Source organism: Pseudomonas sp. MF6767, assembly GCF_016405475.1.
Lineage (GTDB): Bacteria > Pseudomonadota > Gammaproteobacteria > Pseudomonadales > Pseudomonadaceae > Aquipseudomonas > Aquipseudomonas paracarnis.
In genome coordinates this window covers 157,983-177,942 of record NZ_JAEKCY010000010.1, presented here as the reverse complement: position 1 = coordinate 177,942, position 19,960 = coordinate 157,983, and the positions used below count along the sequence as shown (strand labels likewise).

The following is a 19,960-nucleotide window of genomic DNA, read 5'->3' as shown; positions in this document are numbered from 1 at the left end:
CGCATGGAGACTCGGCAGATCGTAGTGATCAGTGGAAAAACTTGTAGCGGTAAAAGTGAGTTGGCTCACTTGCTGGAAAAGGAGTTCAACTTCGTTGTGGTTAGCGACCGCCGGGCCTCCCAAGATGTAGCGTGGAATCTCAGCATGGATCAGCCCGCCTTGATCGATCGCCGAAGAGATTTAGACGATAACCAGCGTGCGCAGTGGATGCTCGTTGAAACAAAGGAAATATGCGCAGATCAGAAAGATGATCGACCATTGGTCGTAGATCATCTAGATACCCTGAAACAGGTTTTGCAGTTTCGAGAGACTTTTGGTGCAAACCTTGTGCATGTTCACCTCTACGCAAGTGACAAGACCCTTCATGAGCGTTACGAGAAAAGAGTTGAAGGCAGAACCAATCCTGCGGCTTATGACGAGCTCAATCAACTGAGGGATCCGGAAGAGATTAACTCTCTTAAGGAAGATTCGGACGTTCGGATATACACCGAGCGCTCGGACTCCAAGGACACGTTGGTACGGGTAGCCGCTCGCTTACATCTTTTCACGCCGCCCGAAATTAGATGCGTGGATGTTCTCATTGGTGGGCAGTACGGGAGCGAGGGTAAAGGCAATATCGTTTCCTACCTGGCTCGAGAATACGATGTCATGGTTCGCGTAGGGGGCCCAAATGCTGGACACACCGTGGCCAGTTCCGCAGGCCCCTACACCTATCATCATCTACCGTCAGGGTCTCGCGATGTGTCCGCTCGACTCCTTCTTGGCCCTGGCATGACTATTCGATTGCCGGGGCTTTTACAGGAAATCGAGGAGTGCGGTATCGGCGTAGACCGCCTGTTCATCGACCCTCAAGCTACCATCATTGAAGATGAAGACATTCAGGCGGAGAAGGCGCATCTGGTTTCAACTATCGCGTCTACCGGAAGCGGGAGTGGAGCTGCCGCCGCACGGCGTATTCTCAGTAGAGGTAGAGCAACGATTAGGCTTGCACGGGACGTGGATGCGTTGCGTCCGTATGTAGGCACTCCTGGAAATTTTCACGGCTCCACATCAGACAGATTGGAGGAAGCCTACCGCAACGGTCACTCCATTCTGTTAGAAGGAACCCAAGGTAGTGGGTTGAGTATTTTTCATGGTGATTACCCCCATGTGACCTCGAGGGACACCAATGTCGCAGGGTGCCTCGCTGAGGCAGGAATATCACCCAGCAGGATTCGTAAAATCCTTATGGTCATCCGACCGATGCCAATACGTGTTGGAGATCCGGACGGAGACAAGGGCCACACATCTGGAACGCTCAAGCTTTCTACCACCTTCGACAAAATCGCCGAATTTGCGGGTCTTGAAGCTGAGGTTTTAAACGCAGCTGAGAAGACGTCCACCACCCGCCGCAATAGGCGAGTCGGGTGGTTCGAGTGGGATCAATTCCGAAAAGCGTGCGCTCTAAATGCGCCCACCGACATCGTCCTCACCTTTGCGGACTACCTCAAGTCGACGAATAGTAAAGCGCGTAGATTCGAGCAGCTTGACCCAGAAACTATAAAGTTTGTGGAGGAATTGGAGCGCGTCTCTCAAGCCCCCGTATCGCTGATAAACACCAGGTTTTCTAGAGATCCAGATGCCAGTGATCTACGCTCGCTGATCGATCGACGCAATTGGACTGCACGCTCTGGTAGGAGAGACTGATGAATTTGGAAAAGCTCATTGAGCTTCACCCTCGTGTATACCATATGGCTGAACGCGGGACGTGGGGGAGTATTCAACAACGTGGACTGATGAGCACGACCGCAGTCCTTGATCATCTTGAAGTGGCAGATGGCGAACGCGCTCAGTTCGAAAGCGAACACCGTAGTCAGAAAATGGATGTGCGGGCAGACCACCCTTCCAACATAGTGCTTCGTGATCAAAAGCCTATGCCAGAGGGGCGGCTGTTACAGGCTCTAATGAATGGGACAACACCCCGGCAGTGGTATGAATTGATAAACGACAAGGTCTTCTTCTGGGTCGAGGAAGAAAGGCTGCATCGTCTGCTAGGCGCTCGTGATTACAGAACGCTCGAACACGATGTTCTGACGTTGAACTCTGCGGAGTTTATCCCGGCCTACGCTGAAAAAATATGGCTGTGTCACATGAACTCGGGTAACACGTGGCCTATTCCTCATCGTCGTGATACGGAGATCTTTCATAGAATCGCAGATTATCCTGTGAAGCCTTCGGGCAAGCCGGTCAAAAATGTTGTCGAGTTGGTTGTCGATTACTCCGTACCTAACATCGCTGACTATGTGGTGGAAATTCGGCGTATGAGGGGCAGTGAAGTGTTGAAAGTCATTGGTTAACGCTCATCTACCCAAGGGGGAGTTATGTCGCAACGACGCATGATGGAGAAAGCGTATGACAACGGTGTACAAGAAAGCTGCTTGTGGGACTGAAAAGGGGACGCGAAAAGGGGACGGATTTATTTCCTAAAAATAAATCCGTCCCCTTTTTCTGCTGAAGCCCATCAGGTTCTAGTAAGGGAAAAGTTCAAAGATTGGGCTAAAGCCTACGTCCCTTCCGAAAAAGATACTCGCCGCGGATGGTGGTGCTGGAGATGCAAATGAAGAGTGGCTTCGTTGGTTAATGTAGGAAACCGTTAAAAAGGATTAACTTCTTAAAGACTGGTTAATTTATTCCGAGATTTTAAGTTTTTATTAAATATATCAGTCACTTTTTTACACAAGGGCTATTCGTAATGACGTCTCCCTGACGTTGGCCACGAAGCACCAATGCCATTTACTCTCGTTTTCGAAAGGGACCTCGATGGGAATATTCTTTGAGTCGTATCAGGTGAAGGTGTGTTGCTTGTGTGGATCTGATGAGGCGCTAACTGGTGAACACAAGATCAAAGCATCTGCCTTGCGAAAAATCTTCGGAAAGGATCGCATGGTCATCGGGAGTTTCAATGGCGAGAGCATCGTACGTCCAGCTCAAGGCCCAAAATCCGAGGCTTTCCACTTCACCGCCCGGATGTGCTCAACGTGTAATGGAGCGAGAACCCAGGCAGCCGATAGAGAGTTCGACAGGTTTCATGCACTGGTATCAGCACGTTTGCTGAAAGGCGAAGATCCGTCATCAGTCTTCGACCTACCCCAGTATGAGATCGGTAGCGAAGCCTATCTCAATGTGTTCCGCTATTTTTCAAAGCTGTTGTGCTGCCATGTCGCGGAGTCCTCCGGACCTCGACCGTTGGATGTCAGTCGGTTTGCCATTGGTGCCGTTGACCGTAATGTCGTTTGGCTTAGAATTGATGCGGATCCAACCTATCAAGATTTCCGGGAAGCGCACGGTGAACATAAGTATGCAGCCCATGGGGGGCTAATCGTCCCCGTGGACTCAACGACTAGAAGGCCTACGAGTTTCATTAGCTCAATCAGCCTGGGTGCGGTTCGGTATCGATTTTGGACGAACTTATTGCCGATTTCGGGAGAGGCTTTGAGATGGTTTCATCGGGCATTTTGGGATAAATGCCAAGCGGCCCATAAAGATGCAGTCGAAAACCCACTATCAGATAAGCAGAATCGCCGTTTGGGGGTTTAGGCACGCGGAGAATCCTCAGATAGCGTGAGCATGCATCTCGCGCGTAGCCACCCACGCTCGCTCTCTTGCGTCTTTCCGGCAGCACCACACAACTCGCAAGTTGTCTCGGAGCGCGATTCCGCCTCATCAATCATCTGGCCGATAGCGGCCTCTCACTCTTTCCCGCTATACCGTTCGCCTAGAACCCTTTTCATCATTGCCTCCATTGATTTGGCGTCTTGTACCGCCTTATCAAATTCGGATTTGCTGTTTGGGCGTCGGCCAAATTCATCTTGAAAATAGTAAGAGCCGTCCTTCTTTTTTACTGTCATGAAGCCGCTCTGAAGCGCTGTCGCATAGCTTCGAGGCATTAGAAAGCTTCCCAGCTTGCTCCACAGAGTAGTTTTAAGATGGCGTTCAGGGAACAGGTGCTGCTCGTTGCAGCTCGCGATGTACCGCTCTGCACGAGTTTTAATTATGTAATTGACCTCTCGCACCTGTTTCTCAGAAAGCTGTCTTCCTCTCTGAATTCCATCGTAAGTAACTAGCGGATTATCAAAAAGTCTTGGATTGGTGCGTGATTTTCTAGCTCGAATTTCACCTTGCTTGCGACCCCACTCCCTATGTGTGATCACCATCAAATGGTTGCTATCGAGTGGAATTAAGGTTTGAGTTCCCAACCAGTGCTGGGGAACGTCTAAACCTTCCGGTATGGCACGATCTTTCGGAAAAACGTGAGGATTGAAAAATGTCACAGGGTGATCTGAAAAAATGAACTTGGTCCCTGATTGGGTAGCTTCGAAAATCTCTATGGCGCCTTCCATCCACATAACACAGTGCATCCTGCGAACTTCCTGCATGCGAACCATGAGTTCTTGCTGATTTGTCGTCGCAAGTGTTGATTGAAGGAATCGGAGACCTTTGGGGGTACGCAATCGGAGTGCATCGAGGAACTCGAAAACTTGCGTGTATGTGAAGTGCACTTTGTTCCAGTCACTTTCGAGTAACGCCTGAATTGCCTCCTTCCCCGTTCTGTCTATTGCTCCAAACAGAAATCTTTCGATGTCATCATTCGGTTCGCCCAGCACGCGGGTGGTGTATAGATCCCGCTCAAAAAACCAAGCATCCGGCCCTTTGGTTAGAATTGCACGCGCTTGACCGACAACCGCTCCTTTAGCATCGCGGAAAATCTCTGGCCGCAAGTCCAGTATTTTGAACGCGGTATGACCATGTGGAAGAAATCCCCTCTGATACCACTGGGGCACGTAGTGATGTCTGTACGACTGTTGTTTTATCATTGCGAATCGCCCCCGCTTCTATAGATGCCTTGAGCGTCTTCTTTTGGCCGAAAGATGACCAGTCCTGAGCGTACGCTTATGGCCGGAAGCGGATATTCGGGAGTCACCTCTTCCTCATCAATCTTGCATAGCCTTCCACCTGATAGCGGTCATCACTGAAAGATAAACGTTGTAGATAAAGGACTTAAGCTGCATCATAAGAAAGAACATGCCTCCATAAAGAAAAACATATGAAATACCTACAAGCCACTCTTCGATATGGCACCCAATCGGCGACATAGAGATCAGCTTGTACAATAGCCCACCCTTAACCCCGAAAACTGTTATCAATAAGCAAGCTATGGTATATACCAAGTAATATATGAAAATCCGTATAAAAATAAAGAAATTATTCTTCAAGTAGGATAAGCCGGACTTCTCGTGACGGTGCCTCGACATAGCAACTAACATATCGGGTTGGCTAATGGTGGCGAAGATTGTGAACCCCGCCAAAAGAAACCCAAGCACAGAGACGACAATTCCCATCGCGATTGACGAAAATTCCCTCACTATTTTAAGTTTTTCATCAAGAGAGATTTCTAAAACACAGTATTGAGCGGTCACGAGACCCACAACGGCGATTGTTGTCCAAATATTGAAAGAGTTGAAAGGGATCCGGCGAGCCCTGAGATAGACGGCCCACAGGCTTTTCTCCTCCGTCAAAGCCTTGGCCGACAGATCATCGTTATTCATCGTCATTATCTCGATAGGGAGCTAGTTTCTCACGCGCACGTTTGGGCGGGTTTTCGACTTGAATCAAACCATCACCCAGGAGTTCCAAAAACTTACTAAACATTTTTTTTGCGATACGAACCGGTGTATGACTGGTAACCTCGATCGAGGTTTTGAGCTGGAAATCATTATTGTCACCCCTAACGGTGTTTCCAGATGAATCTTTTCCCACCATCACTACCCGCTGGTTACCCTGAACTGTTGCAGCCTGAACCTCTTCGATCACGGCCTCCTTCTCTAGCCCCTCTGGGCTTGAGTGCTTGATTGTCGTGGTACGACTGCCTACCTCGTCTTTCTGTCTCTGAACTGCCCGGAAAAACCCTTCGTTGTCCAGTTCATCGTTCCTATCTGAAAACTTATAGGTCACGGAGCTGAGCACTTCATACTGCCGAATGAAATCTTCCACATTATGAGCTGATGTCAAAGGAATTATGTCTAGTGTCGGCGGAAAATGCTCAAGCAATAATTTCTTCTTCGTCACTCGGTTTCCCGCCGCCTTACTTTCCTCGGCGAGATTATCAATGTACAGTTTGTGTTTTGTCTTGATGAAACTCTCAATGGTTGATTTAAAATTTTCCAGAGTGGGTGCAAATTTAGTTTCTTTCAAATAGATCAAGCGATGGACATCCAGAACCAGCACAAATATTGCTGACGGAGAGGATTGCATTTCATCGTGATCTTCTACCAAACCCTGTGACTGCTTATAAATCTGTTCCCGCTCCAGAATCATATCTTTTATGAATCTACCGACCAGTAGAACTCTGCCGTCGATGGTTATCAACTCAACTTTATCAAAAAAGTATTTCGTTTCACTGTACTTCCGCAGTAGGCCATCATCAGCAAAAGCTGGATAGACAACAGTCTCAAAATAATCGAGGAGATTTTTGCTGCCGAACTTGCAGACAAAATTACCCAACTCAACGGGGCGCGGTGGCTTTGACATTAGATCCCTCTACGTTCCGGCTTACGGATGGCAAACTGATGCCAACCATAGTTGCTCATCAGTTTTTTGTCACCTATGACAGTGGGCACTGTTCCTGCCGTCTGTCAGGAAACTCCACCCCGCAGCGGCGGCTACCTCCCGCCCGAAAGATCACAGCAAGCGCTACAGCGCCTCGACGTTGCGCAGAACCACTAATGGACAGTCTCCTCATTGCCATGAACACCCAGGGATGCCGTAATCACCATGTGCGGTATGCCGCACATGGTGGTGCGGCTGTGTTGTTTTCATCTCGGTTGATGGCATCCGAGCGGATCGCGGATGTTCTATGACCTGATGCGAATCAAATAAGGAATAGGCGATGGAAAAGCTGAAGTGTCTGGAAAGCGGTATCGAAGGATTCGTTACGCTTTTGAAAAGAGGACTCGTCGCTCGTTCCCTGATTTCGAGAGCAATCACAATCAGCGCGCTGAATTGAGTGGCGTCTGCTTCTGGCCGATTTCTGCCGTTCGTGAAGGAGAGCAATCGGCCAACCTGATACCCAGAGTTAAACCACCGGTATCCGGTACACAACCGAATCATATTTCTCCGACGCCCGCCTCTCGATAACGACTCCCCCCAAAGCTTCAGCAATACGCCGACTCGCACCATTCTGCGTCGCAACAGGATAGATAAAGTACTTTACCACCACCCACTGGCTAGCCCACTGAACAACCGCCCGCACCGCTTCACCACCAAACGCCAACCCATGTTTATCTTCACGGATCCAGATGCCCAACTCCGGTGTTTCACTGCCGGTATCGTTCAGCCCAACCAAGCCGGCAAAACGAGCATTCACCAGCTCCCTGACCGTGAACACAATGTCGCTACCATCCGCTATCGCAGGCAGCCACTGCCCCCAGACTTGCGCGTACTCTTCCAGTGAGGCAGGCGGTTCCCAGGACATGTAGCGAGTCAGAGACAGTGAGATACAAGAGAAAGACTCAACAGCGTCCTGCTCGCAGAAGGGCTCGATGCTCAGGCGTTGCGAGAGAATGCGGATTGCGTGGGTGTCCACTGGCATGGCCATTTCCTTCCTGGGGTCCGTTACTCCATGTATGCCGTGAACATATCATGCGGGTCGCTTCATCAGTATCAGGCTATCTATACTGAGCCCCCAGGATGGTAGTTCGAGCACCCAATATGCCCGTCGCACCCAATCAAAATTCCCCCATCACTTTGGCCCCAGTTCAACAAAGCGACTTGGATAATCTGGTAGCTATTCGAATCGAGGCCATGCGCGAAAGTCTGGAGCGTGTTGGGCGATTTGACCCTGTGCGTGCGCGGGAGCGGTTTCTTGGCGGCTTTGAAGCTCGCGACACACGCTATATCGAGGCATCTGGAGAGCGGGTGGGTTTCGTAGTGGTGAAACATCACCCCAATGAACTCTTGCTCGACCACTTGTATGTAAGGCCGAGCGCGCAAGGGTCAGGGGTGGGGTCTGCTGTTCTCACTCAGATTTTCAAAGAGGCGGATGCGGCTGCGCTGCCTATCAAAGTAGGGGCTCTCAAAGAAAGCGCTTCGAATCGCTTTTATACCCGCCATGGCTTCCAGTTCATCGAAAGCAGTGAGTTCGACAATTATTATGTTCGTCAGCCTAGTCCGGCGATTGGCGCTCATTCCGGAACCATGGGCTGAGGTGCACTAGCCCTTCAGTTCACCCGCCCGATTGCTCGCCGCGTCGTCATACGCCACATACAGCGACTCTGCGATTTGGCTTTTGATCGCCTTGGTGGCCTCCAGCCCCAGCACAAAACCCTCGGCTTTACCGCCAGCACGGTTGAGTTCTTCATGGGTGGAGGCGCCAGTAATAGCGTCAAGCAGCTTGGCGGCGTGAGGGCCGACGCCTTTGGGGAGGGAGATCTGGTCGATGGACATTATCGCTACCTTGAAAAATGGAGTTCGGGAGCGAGTGGAACCACTGCCGGGGCTGGCATGGTAGACCTGTTTGCCATGAAAGGGGTCGCTTTACGCGCAGCGGCGCTATTCTTTGCGGCTACGCAGTCAGATTGGGGCATTGGTAAATCTGGAGGGGTTTATGGAGTATTGCGTTGAGGGCTACTGCCTTCGGCCATTGTGGGGCGACGATTTCGAGAGGATCAGCCGTTACGAACGCGTCAATCGCAGGCATCTGCAACCCTGGGAGCCGCTCAGGGACGAGGAGTATTTCACCACGGGCAACGCAAAGGCCAGGGTCGAGCAACAGGTCAACAATATGCACGCTGGCAACGCTCTGTGCTTCCTCTTGCTTGAACCGGAGAGCGGAGAGGTCCTAGCGCGGTGTAACTACACGAATATTGTGAGGGGCGTTTTTCAGGCCTGTCATCTCGGCTTCTCGCTGGCGGAATCAGCCCAAGGCCGTGGCCTGATGAAAAGAACGCTTCAGGTCACTAATCAACACTGCTTTGAGCAGTTGGGTCTTCATCGGATCATGGCCAATCATTTGCCTCGCAATGTGCGAAGTGAACGCCTTCTGGAGTCGCTGGGGTTTGAGAAGGAAGGACATGCGCGAGCCTATCTGAAAATCGGTGGCATCTGGGAGGACCATACGTTGAGATCGTTGATCAACCCTGAACAATAAGCGCCCCTGCCACTGAGGCAGACGCACGCATGCGCGAGCTGACTGCCGCCGATCGGTCCTCGACGACAGCCGCAGGCTGCGCCGATCAAGCCTGGGTGCTGAACCCCTGGGCGGCACGCCGCTCCAACATCGCCCGCTCAGTCTCTTGCGTCGCGCGCTCCCCGTTGGAAGACAATTGGTTTATGAAAAACTGGTTTCTGCCCGCTTTAATATCCGACGGGTCATGCGTTCTGAGCAAGGGCGCCAGATCAATAGTGCTGGCGAAGTTTTCATTGGTCAGGCTGTAGTAGCCCAGGGTGCTTCCCGACCAGGGTGAACCTGCGTCTACCATGTCGATGGCGGCGTTGCGGTAGGCCACGGCTGTGGCTTTCAGCTCAACGGATTGATTGAGCAGAACCGTCAGCCTCTCGGTCGCCTCACGGCTGAGCTGGCCAGCCGTATCGAGCACTTTCAGCCGTCCGTCAGCCTCAACGGTAAAACCGTACCCGGTGCTGGCCAGGTCGGGCGCAGTGGCTGCCAGGTTCGCTTCGAATGTCTGGAAGGAAGCTTTCAGCGCACTTTGCGCGCCATTGAACATGTCGACGAAGCGAGGAAAGTGCGGCGATTCGGAGCGACCGACCCAGGTATCAACGGCCTCCGGGGGTTGTGCCGTGGTTGTCGCGGCTTCACTGGGATGGTAAATGGCCGCGGGGCCGGCGTTTGCCAGGGCTTGCTTGGCGGGGTCCGTCGACGCCTGGGGTACGAGCTTCTGCTCAGAAGGCGTGAGGTTGAGATTGGCCGGTGGCATATAGGCAGGGCTAACGGAAAGTGCCATTTAATCGGTCCTTGATTAGCGGGTTCATACGGGTTATCGACCATAAACGCGTCAGCTTTAGACCGTCACGGGAGCGAGCTCCCTCGCCACAGCTTTTGATCGTTCCACGCCCTGCGCAAGAACGAACACGCGCCCGAAGCATTCCTGGTGCTCGAAGGCTCGCCACGGGGCATTTTGAATACCGGGCATGAAGGTAGGGAGCGTACGGCTGAAAATGCTCGGTGGATTTGAACAGGCTACGCCCATGCCGTTGGGCATCCAGATCACACCCTGAGGGATGCATGTTTTCTTGATGTTTCGACACGACCGCTGCCTGTGTCTCCTTGTATATGATCTGGTCACCGCCAGATTCATTCTGGCCGTTTATCATCTGTCGCCTCAATGCGCTTGAAAAAGAACGCAAGGCGACTCGCCAGAAGGATACGACAATGACGACTTGCGCACCCTCTGCTGGGTCACGTGAACACTACGACTCGGTAAGCCGAGCAGTGCATTGGCTGATGTTCCTGTTGTTTGCGTGGATCTATTGCTCAGCCATAACCCATTACTTGGCATCAGACTCAACGCTGGATAAATGGCTGTGGCCCTTTCACAAACCCGTAGGGTTGTTATTACTGGTGTTGCTGATCCTACGTGCCGGCTGGAGTCTGCTGAACCAACACCGGCGCCCACTCAGCATCAGCCGTTTCGCCGCCGCCGGGCACGGCATGCTGTATGCACTGATGTTCCTGATCCCGCTGATCGGGATGATCCGCCAGTACGGCTCCGGCCGGGCTTTTTCTGCGTTTGGCGTGCCGGTCATGGAGGGGTTCGAGGGGGAAAAAATCCAGTGGATGGTTGATCTGGGCAGCAACTTTCATAGCTTGCTGGGTTGGACAATGCTGGTGCTTATCCTCGGGCATGTCGGGGCGGTGGTCATGCACTATAGGCAGGGCGATAAGCAGGTACTGCGGCGTATGACAAGAGGGGTGCGCCAGCACTGAAGTGACGGGGCCCAAAGGTAGGGCCGCGCTGTCAGGATTGCTCCCACACCACCGGCTTGATCGCCCGCCCATGCTGGCGCGCCGTGACCAGGCCGATGGTCGATGACACTTCGCTGCAATGACCAAGCCACTTGCATTGCGGTACCCTTCTCCACCGCGTTGGCGATGGAACACAAACGGGGATACCCGGATATCGTTGCCGAGGATTGCTTGAATGAGTGGCAACGCTTGCGCCCCGCGCTTCAATAACGCCCGCTCTGATCAGCCTATCGCCTGATGCCCCAACCCACTCCCAGGATTCACGGATTTCCTTTATGCCGCCTGCCTCACGCGACCACGCCCGTATCGAACGCCGTCTCATCGCGGCGCTGACCGACGCCTGCGAGATCGCAAAGGTCGAAATTCCGGGCTTCGACTGGTTGACCCACACCGTCGACTACCACGCGTTTCCCCAAAGCCTGCGGGTGATCTGGGTGTTCGACAGCGTTGCGAGCAAGGCTCGCGCCCTTGCGACCGGCGGGGACGCCCGTATGCGCGAGCTGACTACCGCCGCGCTGGATGACGCCGACGTGCACGTCCCGAACATCGCCCGCTGCGTCAGTTTCGACTCCGAAGAGGAATGCCACCTTCGGCATGGCGGCGATTGGCGTCGGCGGCTGGCTACTCTCCGGGGGATCTGAATCGCGCCACGGCTCACTGAGCAACGGGAGACCTCGCTACCCCACCTTGCACGTCAACCAAGCCCCCCAGAAAAGGCTGCTGAAGAAACGCGTCGCGTCGCCGAAGCCAGCGTCATGCAACAGCTTCTGAACCGCGGCCTCGGAATGGGGCGGGTCAGCGCCTTGAAGGATTTTGCCGAGCTTGGCCTTCACTTCGTCCGGGGTGGCGCCATGCTGACGCCAGCGTTGGCCCCATGCCGCCAGCAGCAACGGCTGGCTGGCATACGCGTAATGATTGCCCGCGACGATCAGCGGTGCCCCCGGTTTCAGGTGCGCCCGAATCGATCGCAGCATCCGGTCCTTGGCGTCATCCCCCCCCAGATGGTGGAGCACACCGATCAAGGTGGCGGCGTCGTATGACGCGTCTGCTGCCAGGTCTTCAAGCGTCCCGAGATGCAGGGTTGTTCTATCAAGCAGGTGGTTGGCTTCCAACTGCTGCCTTGCCGCGTCCAGCATCGGCTGCGAGGGATCAACCGCCATGAAGCACCAGCCTGGTTCAAGGTTGGCCATGGCGATGATCTCCTGCGCCGTACCGCCGGCGCCGACCACCAGTATCTTGGCCGAAGGGGCATCGCCAAGGCTCGCCGCGAGCATGCAGGCTGCCAGATCCTGGCACGCGTCATAGCCCGCCAACGCGATACGGCTTTGTCGCGCGTACTCGTTGGCTCTTGAGGTATCGAATTTGTCAGCAGGGTTGGATGAGGATGAGTTCAAGGCGGTTCTCCGTGGCCTTGAAGGAAATTACGTTAACCGTGGCAGTAAGAAAAATGCATTAATTTTATGCGCTGCATTCCCGTGGGGAATGCGGGGGCGTAGGAGTGGAGGGGGTTGCAGGATCGTACAAGCCTATGACCTGTCGGCCCGGATAATCTGGCCTTCTCACCGACAGGAAGGCTCAGCATGACTCACCTACAGCAACCCGCCCAACCGATAAACCTCGCGCACAAAGCTTCGCTCATCGATCAGCAATGGAGCCCAAGAGTGGTTGCCGAAATGAACGACTACCAGTTCAAGGTGGTGCGTATCGAGGGTGAATTCATTTGGCATTCGCACCCCGAAACCGATGAAGCGTTCCTGGTGCTTGAAGGCACGCTGCGTATCGACCTGCCGGAGGGCCCGGTGTATGTGAAGCCGGGTGAGTTGTATGTGGTGCCGCGTGGCATTGAGCACAGGACGGCGGCCGAAGGTGAAGCCAGGCTGATGATGATCGAGCCTAGGGGCATTCTGAATACCGGGCATGAAGGCGGTGAGCGCACCGCGTTGAATGACCAGTGGATTTGAGCGCCGAGGCTTATTGCCTTCTGTAGGAGCGAGCTTGCTCGCGAAAAACGCCAACGATAACGCGTGCTTCCTGAATGAGCGCGGCGCCTGTGAGTTTTTCGCGAGCGAGCTCGCTCCTACTGGCATTCGGGAAAACCCCAAGCCCTATCGCCTTTGAATCTGCACCGTAGCAAACGTCGGCTCGTCGCGCGCCTGCTCCAGTGTATTCCTGGGCTGTTGCGGGGCCCGGGATTGCCCCTCTGGCCGTAACGCAGGCGGCGGATGCAGGCGCATGTCCGAGCGCTCATCGCTGGGCGCAACGCCGAAGAAATCCCGGTAGCACTTGGAAAAATGCGGCGTGGACACAAAGCCGCAAATCACCGCCAGCTCGACAATCGAAATGGGCGTCTGCATCAGCAACTGGCGCGCACGGGTCAGGCGCAGCTTGAGGTAATAGCGCGATGGCGTGCAGTACAGGTGCTTCTGGAACATGCGCTCCAACTGGCGGCGGGACACGTGCACGTAGGCGGCCAGTTCGTCGAGGTCGATGGGTTCTTCCAGGTTGGACTCCATCAGGGCGACCACTTCTTGCAGCTTGGGCTGTTGCGTGCCGAGCAGGTGTTTGAGCGGCACGCGTTGGTGGTCGCGCTCGTTGCGAATGCGCTCGTACACGAACATCTGGGAAATCGCCGCCGACAGCGTGTGCCCGTGATCGCGGCCGATCAGGTGCAGCATCATGTCCAGCGGCGCAGTGCCGCCAGAGCTGGTAAAGCGGTTGCCATCGAGCGTGAATACGCTGGAGCTGACTTTGACGCGGGTAAACGCCTCCTGCATCGACGCCATCAGCTCCCAATGCACGCTGCACTGGAAGCCATCGAGCAACCCCGCCTGGGCCAGTGCCCAACTGCCGGTGCACACCGCGCCGAGACGTTTACAGTACAGGCGCGCCTGGCTGCGCAACCAGGCGATGAGCGCAGGGCTGATAGCCTGTTGAATGCCCACGCCGCCGCACACGATCACCGCATCGAAGCCGCGCTGGTCCTGCGCGCACGCGTCCGGGGTCACCGACACGCCATCGCTGGCCCACACCGGCTGGCCGTCCAGACTTAGGGTTTGCCAACGGTAGAGTTCTTCGCCCGCCAATTGGTTGGCCATGCGCAGCGGCTCGACCGCACACGACAGCGAGATCAGGGTGAATTGGTCCAGCAGCAAAAAGCCGATGGTCTGGCAAACAGGTGCCTCGGTTTCCATCACCGCTACCCCACAGGCGTGATCAGGAATGTTCCAGCGCCACCGGCTTGGGTGCCCGGTTGTGCTGGCGCGACGTGACCAGGCCGATGAAGGAAATTACCAACGCCAGGCCAATGGTCGAGGACACTTCGGTGCGGTGTTCCGGCGTCACCATCATCACCCCCAGGGCCAGGCAGATGAATACGATCACCAGGTAAGTCAGCCACGGAAACAGCCACATGCGAAAGGTCAGTTCGACGTTCTGCCGAAGCAGCAAGCGACGCATACGCAGTTGCGAGATAGCGATGACCAGGTACACCAACAACGCGATGGCCCCGGAGCTGGCGAGCAGGAACTGGAACAGACCGGCCGGCATGAAGTAGCTCAGCAACGTAACGCCCGCACCGATGATGGTGCTGGCGATCACCGCCGCCCTGGGCACGCCCGCCTTCGAGGTGATTTTAAGCGCCGGCGGCGCATCGCCGCGTTTGCCCAGGGAAAACAGCATGCGCGAAGAAATGTAGATCGAGGAGTTCATGCAACTGGCTACCGCGATCAACACCACCACATCGACCATGAATTTGGCGTTGGGGATGTTCATAATTTCCAGTGCGCGCTGATAGGAACCCACGGAGGCCAACAGCGGATCGTTCCAGGGCACCACGGAAATCACGACGGAGATCGACAACAGGTAGAACACGCCAATGCGCCAGATCACCGAACGGGTGGCCTTGGCGATGTTCTGCGCCGGGTTGCTCGACTCGGCTGCGGCGATGGTCACCGCCTCAGTGCCGATGAAGCTGAACATGATGGTAATGAACGCGCCCACCACCGCCGACAGGCCGTTGGGAGCAAACCCGCCGTGTTCCTCCATCAAGCGGCTCAAGCCGCTGGCTTCGCGATCCGGGATCCAGCCCATGAGGACGCTGAAGCCCAGGCCGATAAAGCCGACGATGGCAATCACCTTGGCCATGGCGAACCAGAATTCGAATTCGCCGTATTTGGCCACGCTGAACAGATTGGTGATCACCAGCAAAACGATTGAGATCAACGCAAACAGCCACGCATCAACCTGAGGGAACCACTGGTTGAGCACGTGCCCGGCGGCCAAGGCTTCGATGGGAATGACCAGCACCCAGAACCACCAATACAACCAGCCGATGGTGAACCCCGCCCAAGGGCCGATGGCCTGGTCGGCGTAGGTTGAAAACGAGCCAGTGTCCGGGCGTGCCACCGCCATTTCCCCCAGCATGCGCATGACCAGCACCACCAACAGGCCGGAAAACAGATAAGCCAGCAACACCGCTGGCCCGGCGGCGGCGATCGCGTGTCCGGAGCCGACAAACAACCCCGCGCCGATGATGCCGGCGATGGACAACATGGTCACATGGCGCGGCTTGAAGCCCTGCGCAAGCTGACCGTTGGAATCGTTGCAGTTGAGGCTAGTCATTGTTTTTGTTGTTCTCGGGCGGCCAATGACCTTCACCTTAAGTGCCCGAGGCCAGGCACAAGTAGCCTGGTTACGCCACCATCGTGCCTGATATCGACATGGGGATAGTGGTACCGTGAGGCAACGCGCGGTGTGCTCTACTCTTGCGCGCTGCGTATCAACGACCCGAACAGCTCGCCACGCGGCATCTTGCTCAGCTCGATATCGGCATTTTCAAACCATTCCCGCCCGGCTTCCGGGTGCGGCCCGCTCAGCACCACCACGCCACGTTCGTAGGTATAGCGCGCCGCCGCCACGTCACCATTGTGGTAGGTGGCGATGACCTTGTAGGGCGCAGTGGCATTGGCTTTGGGAAAATACGGACCGTCCTGATAGAACACAGAGTCGGGTTGCCCGTCCCACGTCACCCGCACGGCGGCGTCCTCAATACCGGACACTTCAAAACCGGGACGGCCAGCTTCGGTATCAAGCGCCTGGGGGATCAGGCCGAGGTTGTTGTCGTCGGCCAGGTAGGCGCCCATGCACAGGCCCAGGTAGCGGCCGCCTTTGGCGACGTAATCGCGGATGGCTTCGGCACGCGCATCGCCCAGGCTGTCGAGGGCGGCCGGGATGTCCTGGCCGCCACCGGGCTGCACGTAGAGGTCATAGCGCGCCAGGTTTTGTGGAGTGATGTCGATGGGTTCGTCGGCGCCGACGAAGTCGATCTGGTAATTGGGGTCCAGGCGCTGCAGGGCGGTTTTCACGTTTTCCGAGCAGTCGGGGCAGCCTGCCGGGCCTCGGTAGATGGCGACATGGGTGACGGGGCCTGCGCCGTGTACGGGTAAAGGATGCAGCGTAGCAACGGCGAGAAACGTGGCAGCGATGGCAGGCAGTTTCATGGGCTAGGCTCAACGGTCAGTTGAATGGGTTTGATCCAGTGGTCGCAGCGCCAAGCCTATAACGGTGAGCCTTTTGAATTCGTGAAGAGTTGTAAATCCACGAGGGCCATTTATCCACTTCCCAGCATCTGCCATAACGACGCGCCCACGCCAGTAATGCTCTCACCGGCGATCAGCCCCGCCGCTGCCGTGATCGCAAAGCGCTGCGTCACACTTGGCCAGCGACAGCTCACGGCCCAGGTCATGATCGCGCCAAGGGCCATCATCAGCGACACCGACGCAGGCAAGACAAACGCCAGTCCCAAGGCTGCCGCACTGGGCAAGTAGCGGGCGCGATGGGTGGGTAATGTGCTGTCGAGTATGCCCAGCAGTACGCCGCACAGGCTTGCAATAGCAATGGCCCAGCGGATGCTGGGGGACAGTGAATCCAAACCGTGGGTCAGGGTTTGAGCCACGGCTTTCCAGGTGGCGACGGCCGGGGCTGGCCACTGTTCGGTGAGCAGCATGGTTTGAGGGTCGGGGATCAACGCCAGGTACGCGAATACGCCGACGACGCTGCCGACAAAAACCCCGAGAATCTGGGCGATAACCTGTTTGTGCGGCGTCGCGCCAATCGCTTTGCCCACCTTGAAGTCATTCATCAGGTCTGTGCACTGCCCCGCCGAACCGCCGGCGGTGTTGGCGCTCATCAGGTTGATCGGCACCTGGCCCGGCGCAACGATGCCAAAACTCAGCTGAGACAGTTGCCCGATGGCGCCAATCGGCGGAATACCGGTCGCCCCCACCACCCGCGCCGCCACGGCGGCCAGGCAGATCGCCAGGGGAATGGTTAGCAGCGCCATCCCAAGGTTGATACCGAACAACAGCGCTTGCAGGCTCACCACCAACACGATCGCCAGCGCGAACCCCACGGCAGGCCCAGGCTTGGGAACCTCCCAAGGCGTGCCGCCAGCCGCTCGGGTTGAGCGATGCAACGCCCACAGGCGAATCGCCAGGGACGCCAGGGTGGAACACACCATCAGGCTCACGCCGGGCCACAGCAGCCACTCCACCAGCGCGGCAAATTGCGGGCCGCTGCTGTCGGCGGGCAGGCTCACCAGGCCGTTGGCCAACAGCCACGGCCCCAGCCCGCCCCATGCCAGCAAGGCGCCGAGCAGCAGGGTCAGGCCCACGCGAATGCCGATGATGCCGCCGAACCCCAGCAACAGCAGAGAGGGGTCGGCGGTGAAGGTCAGGCGCTCCAACTGGGCGTTCGGCGACCAGCGTGGGAAGGCCCACATAAAGGTATCCACCCACTTGACCAGCCCGGACAACAACGCTGCGCCGAGCAGCACTTTCAAGCGCGTGGCGGCTTCGCGACCATGGTTGTAGATGTGCAGCAGGGTCTCCAGGGTGGCCATGCCTTCGGGAAACTTCAGTGCCTTGTCATTGAGCAATGAAGGCCGCAGGTACCACGCGATCCAGATCCCCAGGAAACTTACCGAGAACACCCAGGCGATCATCGGCAGCGCTGCCAGTTGGTTGCCGGTGAGCAAGGTATAAGCCGGGATGGGCGCGACCAGCCCGCCGGAAATGATCGACGCCGCGGCAGAGGCCACGGTCTGGTTGATATTACTCTCGTGCAGGGTCCACGGCAGGTGTTCAGCGGAACGCCGGGCCAGGCCTTGCCAGAGGCCATAACCGATCAGCAAGGCGATGATCGACATATTGAACGACCAGCCGATCTTCAAGCCTGCATAGACATTGGAAGGGGTCAGCAGGATGCCCAGTACGATCCCGGTGATGACTGCCCGCAGGCTCAGCTCGCGCTCTACGGGCGCGATTGACGAGGTGGAGTGCATGCAGATTCCTTTCGAGAAAAGCCAGTGCCACCTTTTAAGTGAGCACTGGAAGACTCGAAGGTTCACCTGCCGAAACGGGTTCTGTAGGAGCGAGCTTGCTCGCGAAAAACCCAAAGGCGCCGCGTTCATCCAGGAAACACGCGTTATCGTTGACGTTTTTCGCGAGCAAGCTCGCTCCTACAGGAGGCGGTGTCGGTGGGCCCGCTATTTGGCGAACGCGTATTCCCCGCCCCGCTCCACCGCCTTGCGGTATGCCGGGCGCGCCTGGAGCTTTTGCAGCCACGCGGCCAAGTTCGGGTAGGCCTGCAATTTGCCCTGGGCCTGGGCGACTTCGCCGATAAAGCTCATCTGAATATCCGCGCCGCTGAGTGCGTCGCCCACCAGGTACGGCGTGTGGCCCAGCACGTCATTCAGGTAGCCCAGGTAGTTGGCCAGCTCCGATTCAATCCGCGGATGCAGCGGTGCGCCTGCTTCACCCAGCCGTCCCACATAAAGGTTGAGCATCAACGGCAACATCGCCGAGCCTTCGGCAAAATGCAGCCATTGCACATAGCTGTCGTAGGCGTCGGTGGCCGGGTCGGGTTGCAGTTGGCCGTTGCCGTGGCGGCGGATGAGGTAGTCGATGATCGCAGCAGATTCGATCAGCACGCGGGAACCGTCTTCGATCACCGGGGATTTGCCCAGCGGGTGAATGGCCTTGAGTTCAGGCGGAGCCAGGTTGGTCTTGGCGTCGCGCTGGTAGCGCTTGATGTCGTAGGGCAGGCCCAGTTCTTCAAGCGCCCACAGGATACGTTGCGAGCGGGAGTTGTTGAGGTGGTGAACAGTGATCATCGAGGCAACACCTTGGGGGGATTTAAGAGAAGACTACAGCGTAGCGGTGAAGTGCCGTGAATGTGGTTCAGGCGAGCAACTGATCGATCCACTTCACCTGCTGCACGATCTCCTGCACTTTCTGCTTGGGCACCGCCTGCCGCGCCTGTTCGAGGCTGGCCAATGTCTTGCGTTTCTCGCGCAATATACGTTGCCACTTCGCCAGGAATTCCGGGCTACGCGCCTGCATTTGCAACGGACCGAAGTACAGCTGCTCGGCGGTATAGGTCATCGCCTCGGCGCGTTCGGCGACAATGATTTCGTAGTAGAAGCGGTTTTCCCGCAGCAACTCTTCATGGAGGATCTGGTAGCCGTTCTCCATCAACCATTGACGCAGCGGCTGCTCACCGCCATTGGGTTGCAGGATCAGGCGTTCCCGCCCGTTCAACCGCGCCCTGCCGCTGTCGAGAATGTCGCGGATCGTCTCGCCACCCATGCCGCACAGGCTGACAGCGGTAATGTCATCGCCCGCTTCAATCGCCGCCAAACCATCGGCCAGGCGCACGGTGATGTGCTGCGTCAGGCCATTGTCGGCCACGGTACGGTTGGCCGCCTGAAACGGCGTAGCGGCCACTTCCCCCGCCACGGCCGCCGCAATAGCGCCACGGCGCATCAACGCCACCGGCAGGTAGGCGTGGTCTGAGCCGATATCGGCCAGGCGGGCACCCGCGGGTATGTGCGCGGCCACGCGCTCCAGGCGCTGCGACAAAGTGTGTTCGTTCAACGGTGAT

The 19,960-nt window shown here is 56.3% G+C and carries 21 protein-coding genes; 8 read left to right on the top strand and 13 right to left on the bottom strand.

Features of this window, described 5'->3' with window-relative positions; genetic code table 11:
* The first annotated feature begins 3 nt into the window (after window positions 1-3).
* From JFT58_RS17565 to JFT58_RS17555, 3 genes are all read left to right on the top strand, one after another.
* Window positions 4-1,686 (top strand): adenylosuccinate synthetase, encoded by a 1,683-nt coding sequence (locus JFT58_RS17565; RefSeq protein WP_103299831.1) that lies wholly within the window; start codon window positions 4-6, stop codon window positions 1,684-1,686.
* Complete coding sequence (locus JFT58_RS17560; RefSeq protein WP_103299829.1) at window positions 1,686-2,336, top strand: DUF7002 family protein; 651 nt, start codon at window positions 1,686-1,688, stop codon at window positions 2,334-2,336. Before JFT58_RS17565 ends, JFT58_RS17560 begins: the two co-directional genes overlap by 1 nt.
* Before the next feature lie 505 nt (window positions 2,337-2,841).
* Window positions 2,842-3,576: a hypothetical protein gene (locus JFT58_RS17555; RefSeq protein WP_140915327.1), complete on the top strand. Its 735-nt coding sequence runs from the start codon at window positions 2,842-2,844 to the stop codon at window positions 3,574-3,576.
* A 152-nt stretch (window positions 3,577-3,728) separates the two neighbouring features.
* Here JFT58_RS17555 and JFT58_RS17550 read toward each other — a convergent pair whose 3' ends face one another.
* The 4 genes from JFT58_RS17550 to JFT58_RS17535 all read right to left on the bottom strand — a co-directional run bounded on the left by JFT58_RS17550 (window position 3,729) and on the right by JFT58_RS17535 (window position 7,627).
* The gene (locus tag JFT58_RS17550) at window positions 3,729-4,853 is read right to left on the bottom strand and encodes a DUF4238 domain-containing protein (RefSeq protein ID WP_054896279.1); all 1,125 of its coding nucleotides are present in this window, start codon (window positions 4,851-4,853) and stop codon (window positions 3,729-3,731) included.
* A gap of 117 nt (window positions 4,854-4,970) precedes the next feature.
* Complete coding sequence (locus tag JFT58_RS17545; protein WP_054896280.1) at window positions 4,971-5,585, bottom strand: hypothetical protein; 615 nt, start codon at window positions 5,583-5,585, stop codon at window positions 4,971-4,973.
* The gene (locus tag JFT58_RS17540; RefSeq protein ID WP_054896281.1) at window positions 5,578-6,567 is read right to left on the bottom strand and encodes a hypothetical protein; all 990 of its coding nucleotides are present in this window, start codon (window positions 6,565-6,567) and stop codon (window positions 5,578-5,580) included. The genes JFT58_RS17545 and JFT58_RS17540 overlap by 8 nt, the downstream gene beginning before the upstream one ends.
* A 544-nt stretch (window positions 6,568-7,111) precedes the next feature.
* The gene (locus JFT58_RS17535; protein ID WP_054896282.1) at window positions 7,112-7,627 is read right to left on the bottom strand and encodes a GNAT family N-acetyltransferase; all 516 of its coding nucleotides are present in this window, start codon (window positions 7,625-7,627) and stop codon (window positions 7,112-7,114) included.
* A 119-nt stretch (window positions 7,628-7,746) separates the two neighbouring features.
* Between JFT58_RS17535 and JFT58_RS17530 the strand changes: the two genes are divergently transcribed.
* Window positions 7,747-8,241 carry a GNAT family N-acetyltransferase gene (locus tag JFT58_RS17530; protein ID WP_054896283.1) on the top strand — a complete coding sequence of 165 codons (495 nt, stop codon included), beginning with the start codon at window positions 7,747-7,749 and terminating at the stop codon, window positions 8,239-8,241.
* A gap of 6 nt (window positions 8,242-8,247) precedes the next feature.
* Here JFT58_RS17530 and JFT58_RS17525 read toward each other — a convergent pair whose 3' ends face one another.
* Window positions 8,248-8,481, bottom strand: a complete 234-nt coding sequence (locus JFT58_RS17525) for a hypothetical protein (RefSeq protein WP_003192651.1) — start codon at window positions 8,479-8,481, stop codon at window positions 8,248-8,250.
* Window positions 8,482-8,641: 160 nt separating this feature from the next.
* Here JFT58_RS17525 and JFT58_RS17520 point away from each other — a divergent pair, with 160 nt between their 5' ends.
* The gene (locus JFT58_RS17520; RefSeq protein WP_054896284.1) at window positions 8,642-9,184 is read left to right on the top strand and encodes a GNAT family N-acetyltransferase; all 543 of its coding nucleotides are present in this window, start codon (window positions 8,642-8,644) and stop codon (window positions 9,182-9,184) included.
* Window positions 9,185-9,269: 85 nt separating this feature from the next.
* On the opposite strand, the gene JFT58_RS17515 is transcribed toward JFT58_RS17520, so the two are convergent.
* On the bottom strand, window positions 9,270-9,998 hold the full coding sequence (locus tag JFT58_RS17515; RefSeq protein ID WP_054896285.1) for a hypothetical protein: 729 nt from the start codon (window positions 9,996-9,998) through the stop codon (window positions 9,270-9,272).
* A gap of 329 nt (window positions 9,999-10,327) precedes the next feature.
* Between JFT58_RS17515 and JFT58_RS17510 the strand changes: the two genes are divergently transcribed.
* Window positions 10,328-10,981 (top strand): cytochrome b, encoded by a 654-nt coding sequence (locus JFT58_RS17510; protein WP_229999432.1) that lies wholly within the window; start codon window positions 10,328-10,330, stop codon window positions 10,979-10,981.
* A 314-nt stretch (window positions 10,982-11,295) separates the two neighbouring features.
* Window positions 11,296-11,661: a hypothetical protein gene (locus JFT58_RS17505; RefSeq protein ID WP_054896287.1), complete on the top strand. Its 366-nt coding sequence runs from the start codon at window positions 11,296-11,298 to the stop codon at window positions 11,659-11,661.
* A 36-nt stretch (window positions 11,662-11,697) separates the two neighbouring features.
* On the opposite strand, the gene JFT58_RS17500 is transcribed toward JFT58_RS17505, so the two are convergent.
* Window positions 11,698-12,414 (bottom strand): class I SAM-dependent methyltransferase, encoded by a 717-nt coding sequence (locus tag JFT58_RS17500; RefSeq protein WP_054896288.1) that lies wholly within the window; start codon window positions 12,412-12,414, stop codon window positions 11,698-11,700.
* Window positions 12,415-12,600: 186 nt separating this feature from the next.
* Between JFT58_RS17500 and JFT58_RS17495 the strand changes: the two genes are divergently transcribed.
* Window positions 12,601-12,981, top strand: coding sequence for a cupin domain-containing protein (locus tag JFT58_RS17495; protein WP_034126192.1), 381 nt, complete (start codon window positions 12,601-12,603; stop codon window positions 12,979-12,981).
* 144 nt (window positions 12,982-13,125) lie between these two features.
* On the opposite strand, the gene JFT58_RS17490 is transcribed toward JFT58_RS17495, so the two are convergent.
* The 6 genes from JFT58_RS17490 to JFT58_RS17465 all read right to left on the bottom strand — a co-directional run bounded on the left by JFT58_RS17490 (window position 13,126) and on the right by JFT58_RS17465 (window position 19,953).
* On the bottom strand, window positions 13,126-14,211 hold the full coding sequence (locus tag JFT58_RS17490; RefSeq protein ID WP_054896289.1) for a GlxA family transcriptional regulator: 1,086 nt from the start codon (window positions 14,209-14,211) through the stop codon (window positions 13,126-13,128).
* 22 nt (window positions 14,212-14,233) lie between these two features.
* Window positions 14,234-15,640, bottom strand: a complete 1,407-nt coding sequence (locus tag JFT58_RS17485; RefSeq protein ID WP_034126190.1) for an amino acid permease — start codon at window positions 15,638-15,640, stop codon at window positions 14,234-14,236.
* Window positions 15,641-15,777: 137 nt separating this feature from the next.
* Window positions 15,778-16,518 (bottom strand): BPL-N domain-containing protein, encoded by a 741-nt coding sequence (locus JFT58_RS17480; RefSeq protein WP_054896290.1) that lies wholly within the window; start codon window positions 16,516-16,518, stop codon window positions 15,778-15,780.
* Between the two features lie 110 nt (window positions 16,519-16,628).
* Complete coding sequence (locus tag JFT58_RS17475; RefSeq protein WP_054896291.1) at window positions 16,629-18,359, bottom strand: OPT family oligopeptide transporter; 1,731 nt, start codon at window positions 18,357-18,359, stop codon at window positions 16,629-16,631.
* A 204-nt stretch (window positions 18,360-18,563) separates the two neighbouring features.
* A complete protein-coding gene (locus tag JFT58_RS17470) occupies window positions 18,564-19,190 on the bottom strand; it encodes a glutathione S-transferase family protein (protein ID WP_034126187.1) in 627 nt (208 codons plus the stop codon).
* A 67-nt stretch (window positions 19,191-19,257) separates the two neighbouring features.
* Window positions 19,258-19,953, bottom strand: coding sequence for a tRNA (adenine(22)-N(1))-methyltransferase (locus tag JFT58_RS17465; RefSeq protein WP_054896292.1), 696 nt, complete (start codon window positions 19,951-19,953; stop codon window positions 19,258-19,260).
* Between the last annotated feature and the right edge of the window lie 7 nt (window positions 19,954-19,960).

Coding starts and splice junctions, on each gene's coding strand:
- JFT58_RS17475 (WP_054896291.1), bottom strand. CDS start 18,359: ATGCACTCCACCTCGTCAATCGCGCCCGTAGAGCGCGAGCTGAGCCTG.
- JFT58_RS17495 (WP_034126192.1), top strand. CDS start 12,601: ATGACTCACCTACAGCAACCCGCCCAACCGATAAACCTCGCGCACAAA.
- JFT58_RS17515 (WP_054896285.1), bottom strand. CDS start 9,998: ATGGCACTTTCCGTTAGCCCTGCCTATATGCCACCGGCCAATCTCAAC.
- JFT58_RS17535 (WP_054896282.1), bottom strand. CDS start 7,627: ATGCCAGTGGACACCCACGCAATCCGCATTCTCTCGCAACGCCTGAGC.
- JFT58_RS17540 (WP_054896281.1), bottom strand. CDS start 6,567: ATGTCAAAGCCACCGCGCCCCGTTGAGTTGGGTAATTTTGTCTGCAAG.
- JFT58_RS17525 (WP_003192651.1), bottom strand. CDS start 8,481: ATGTCCATCGACCAGATCTCCCTCCCCAAAGGCGTCGGCCCTCACGCC.
- JFT58_RS17470 (WP_034126187.1), bottom strand. CDS start 19,190: ATGATCACTGTTCACCACCTCAACAACTCCCGCTCGCAACGTATCCTG.
- JFT58_RS17545 (WP_054896280.1), bottom strand. CDS start 5,585: ATGAATAACGATGATCTGTCGGCCAAGGCTTTGACGGAGGAGAAAAGC.
- JFT58_RS17485 (WP_034126190.1), bottom strand. CDS start 15,640: ATGACTAGCCTCAACTGCAACGATTCCAACGGTCAGCTTGCGCAGGGC.
- JFT58_RS17510 (WP_229999432.1), top strand. CDS start 10,328: ATGATCTGGTCACCGCCAGATTCATTCTGGCCGTTTATCATCTGTCGC.
- JFT58_RS17490 (WP_054896289.1), bottom strand. CDS start 14,211: ATGGAAACCGAGGCACCTGTTTGCCAGACCATCGGCTTTTTGCTGCTG.
- JFT58_RS17565 (WP_103299831.1), top strand. CDS start 4: ATGGAGACTCGGCAGATCGTAGTGATCAGTGGAAAAACTTGTAGCGGT.
- JFT58_RS17480 (WP_054896290.1), bottom strand. CDS start 16,518: ATGAAACTGCCTGCCATCGCTGCCACGTTTCTCGCCGTTGCTACGCTG.
- JFT58_RS17505 (WP_054896287.1), top strand. CDS start 11,296: ATGCCGCCTGCCTCACGCGACCACGCCCGTATCGAACGCCGTCTCATC.
- JFT58_RS17530 (WP_054896283.1), top strand. CDS start 7,747: ATGCCCGTCGCACCCAATCAAAATTCCCCCATCACTTTGGCCCCAGTT.
- JFT58_RS17560 (WP_103299829.1), top strand. CDS start 1,686: ATGAATTTGGAAAAGCTCATTGAGCTTCACCCTCGTGTATACCATATG.
- JFT58_RS17550 (WP_054896279.1), bottom strand. CDS start 4,853: ATGATAAAACAACAGTCGTACAGACATCACTACGTGCCCCAGTGGTAT.
- JFT58_RS17520 (WP_054896284.1), top strand. CDS start 8,642: ATGGAGTATTGCGTTGAGGGCTACTGCCTTCGGCCATTGTGGGGCGAC.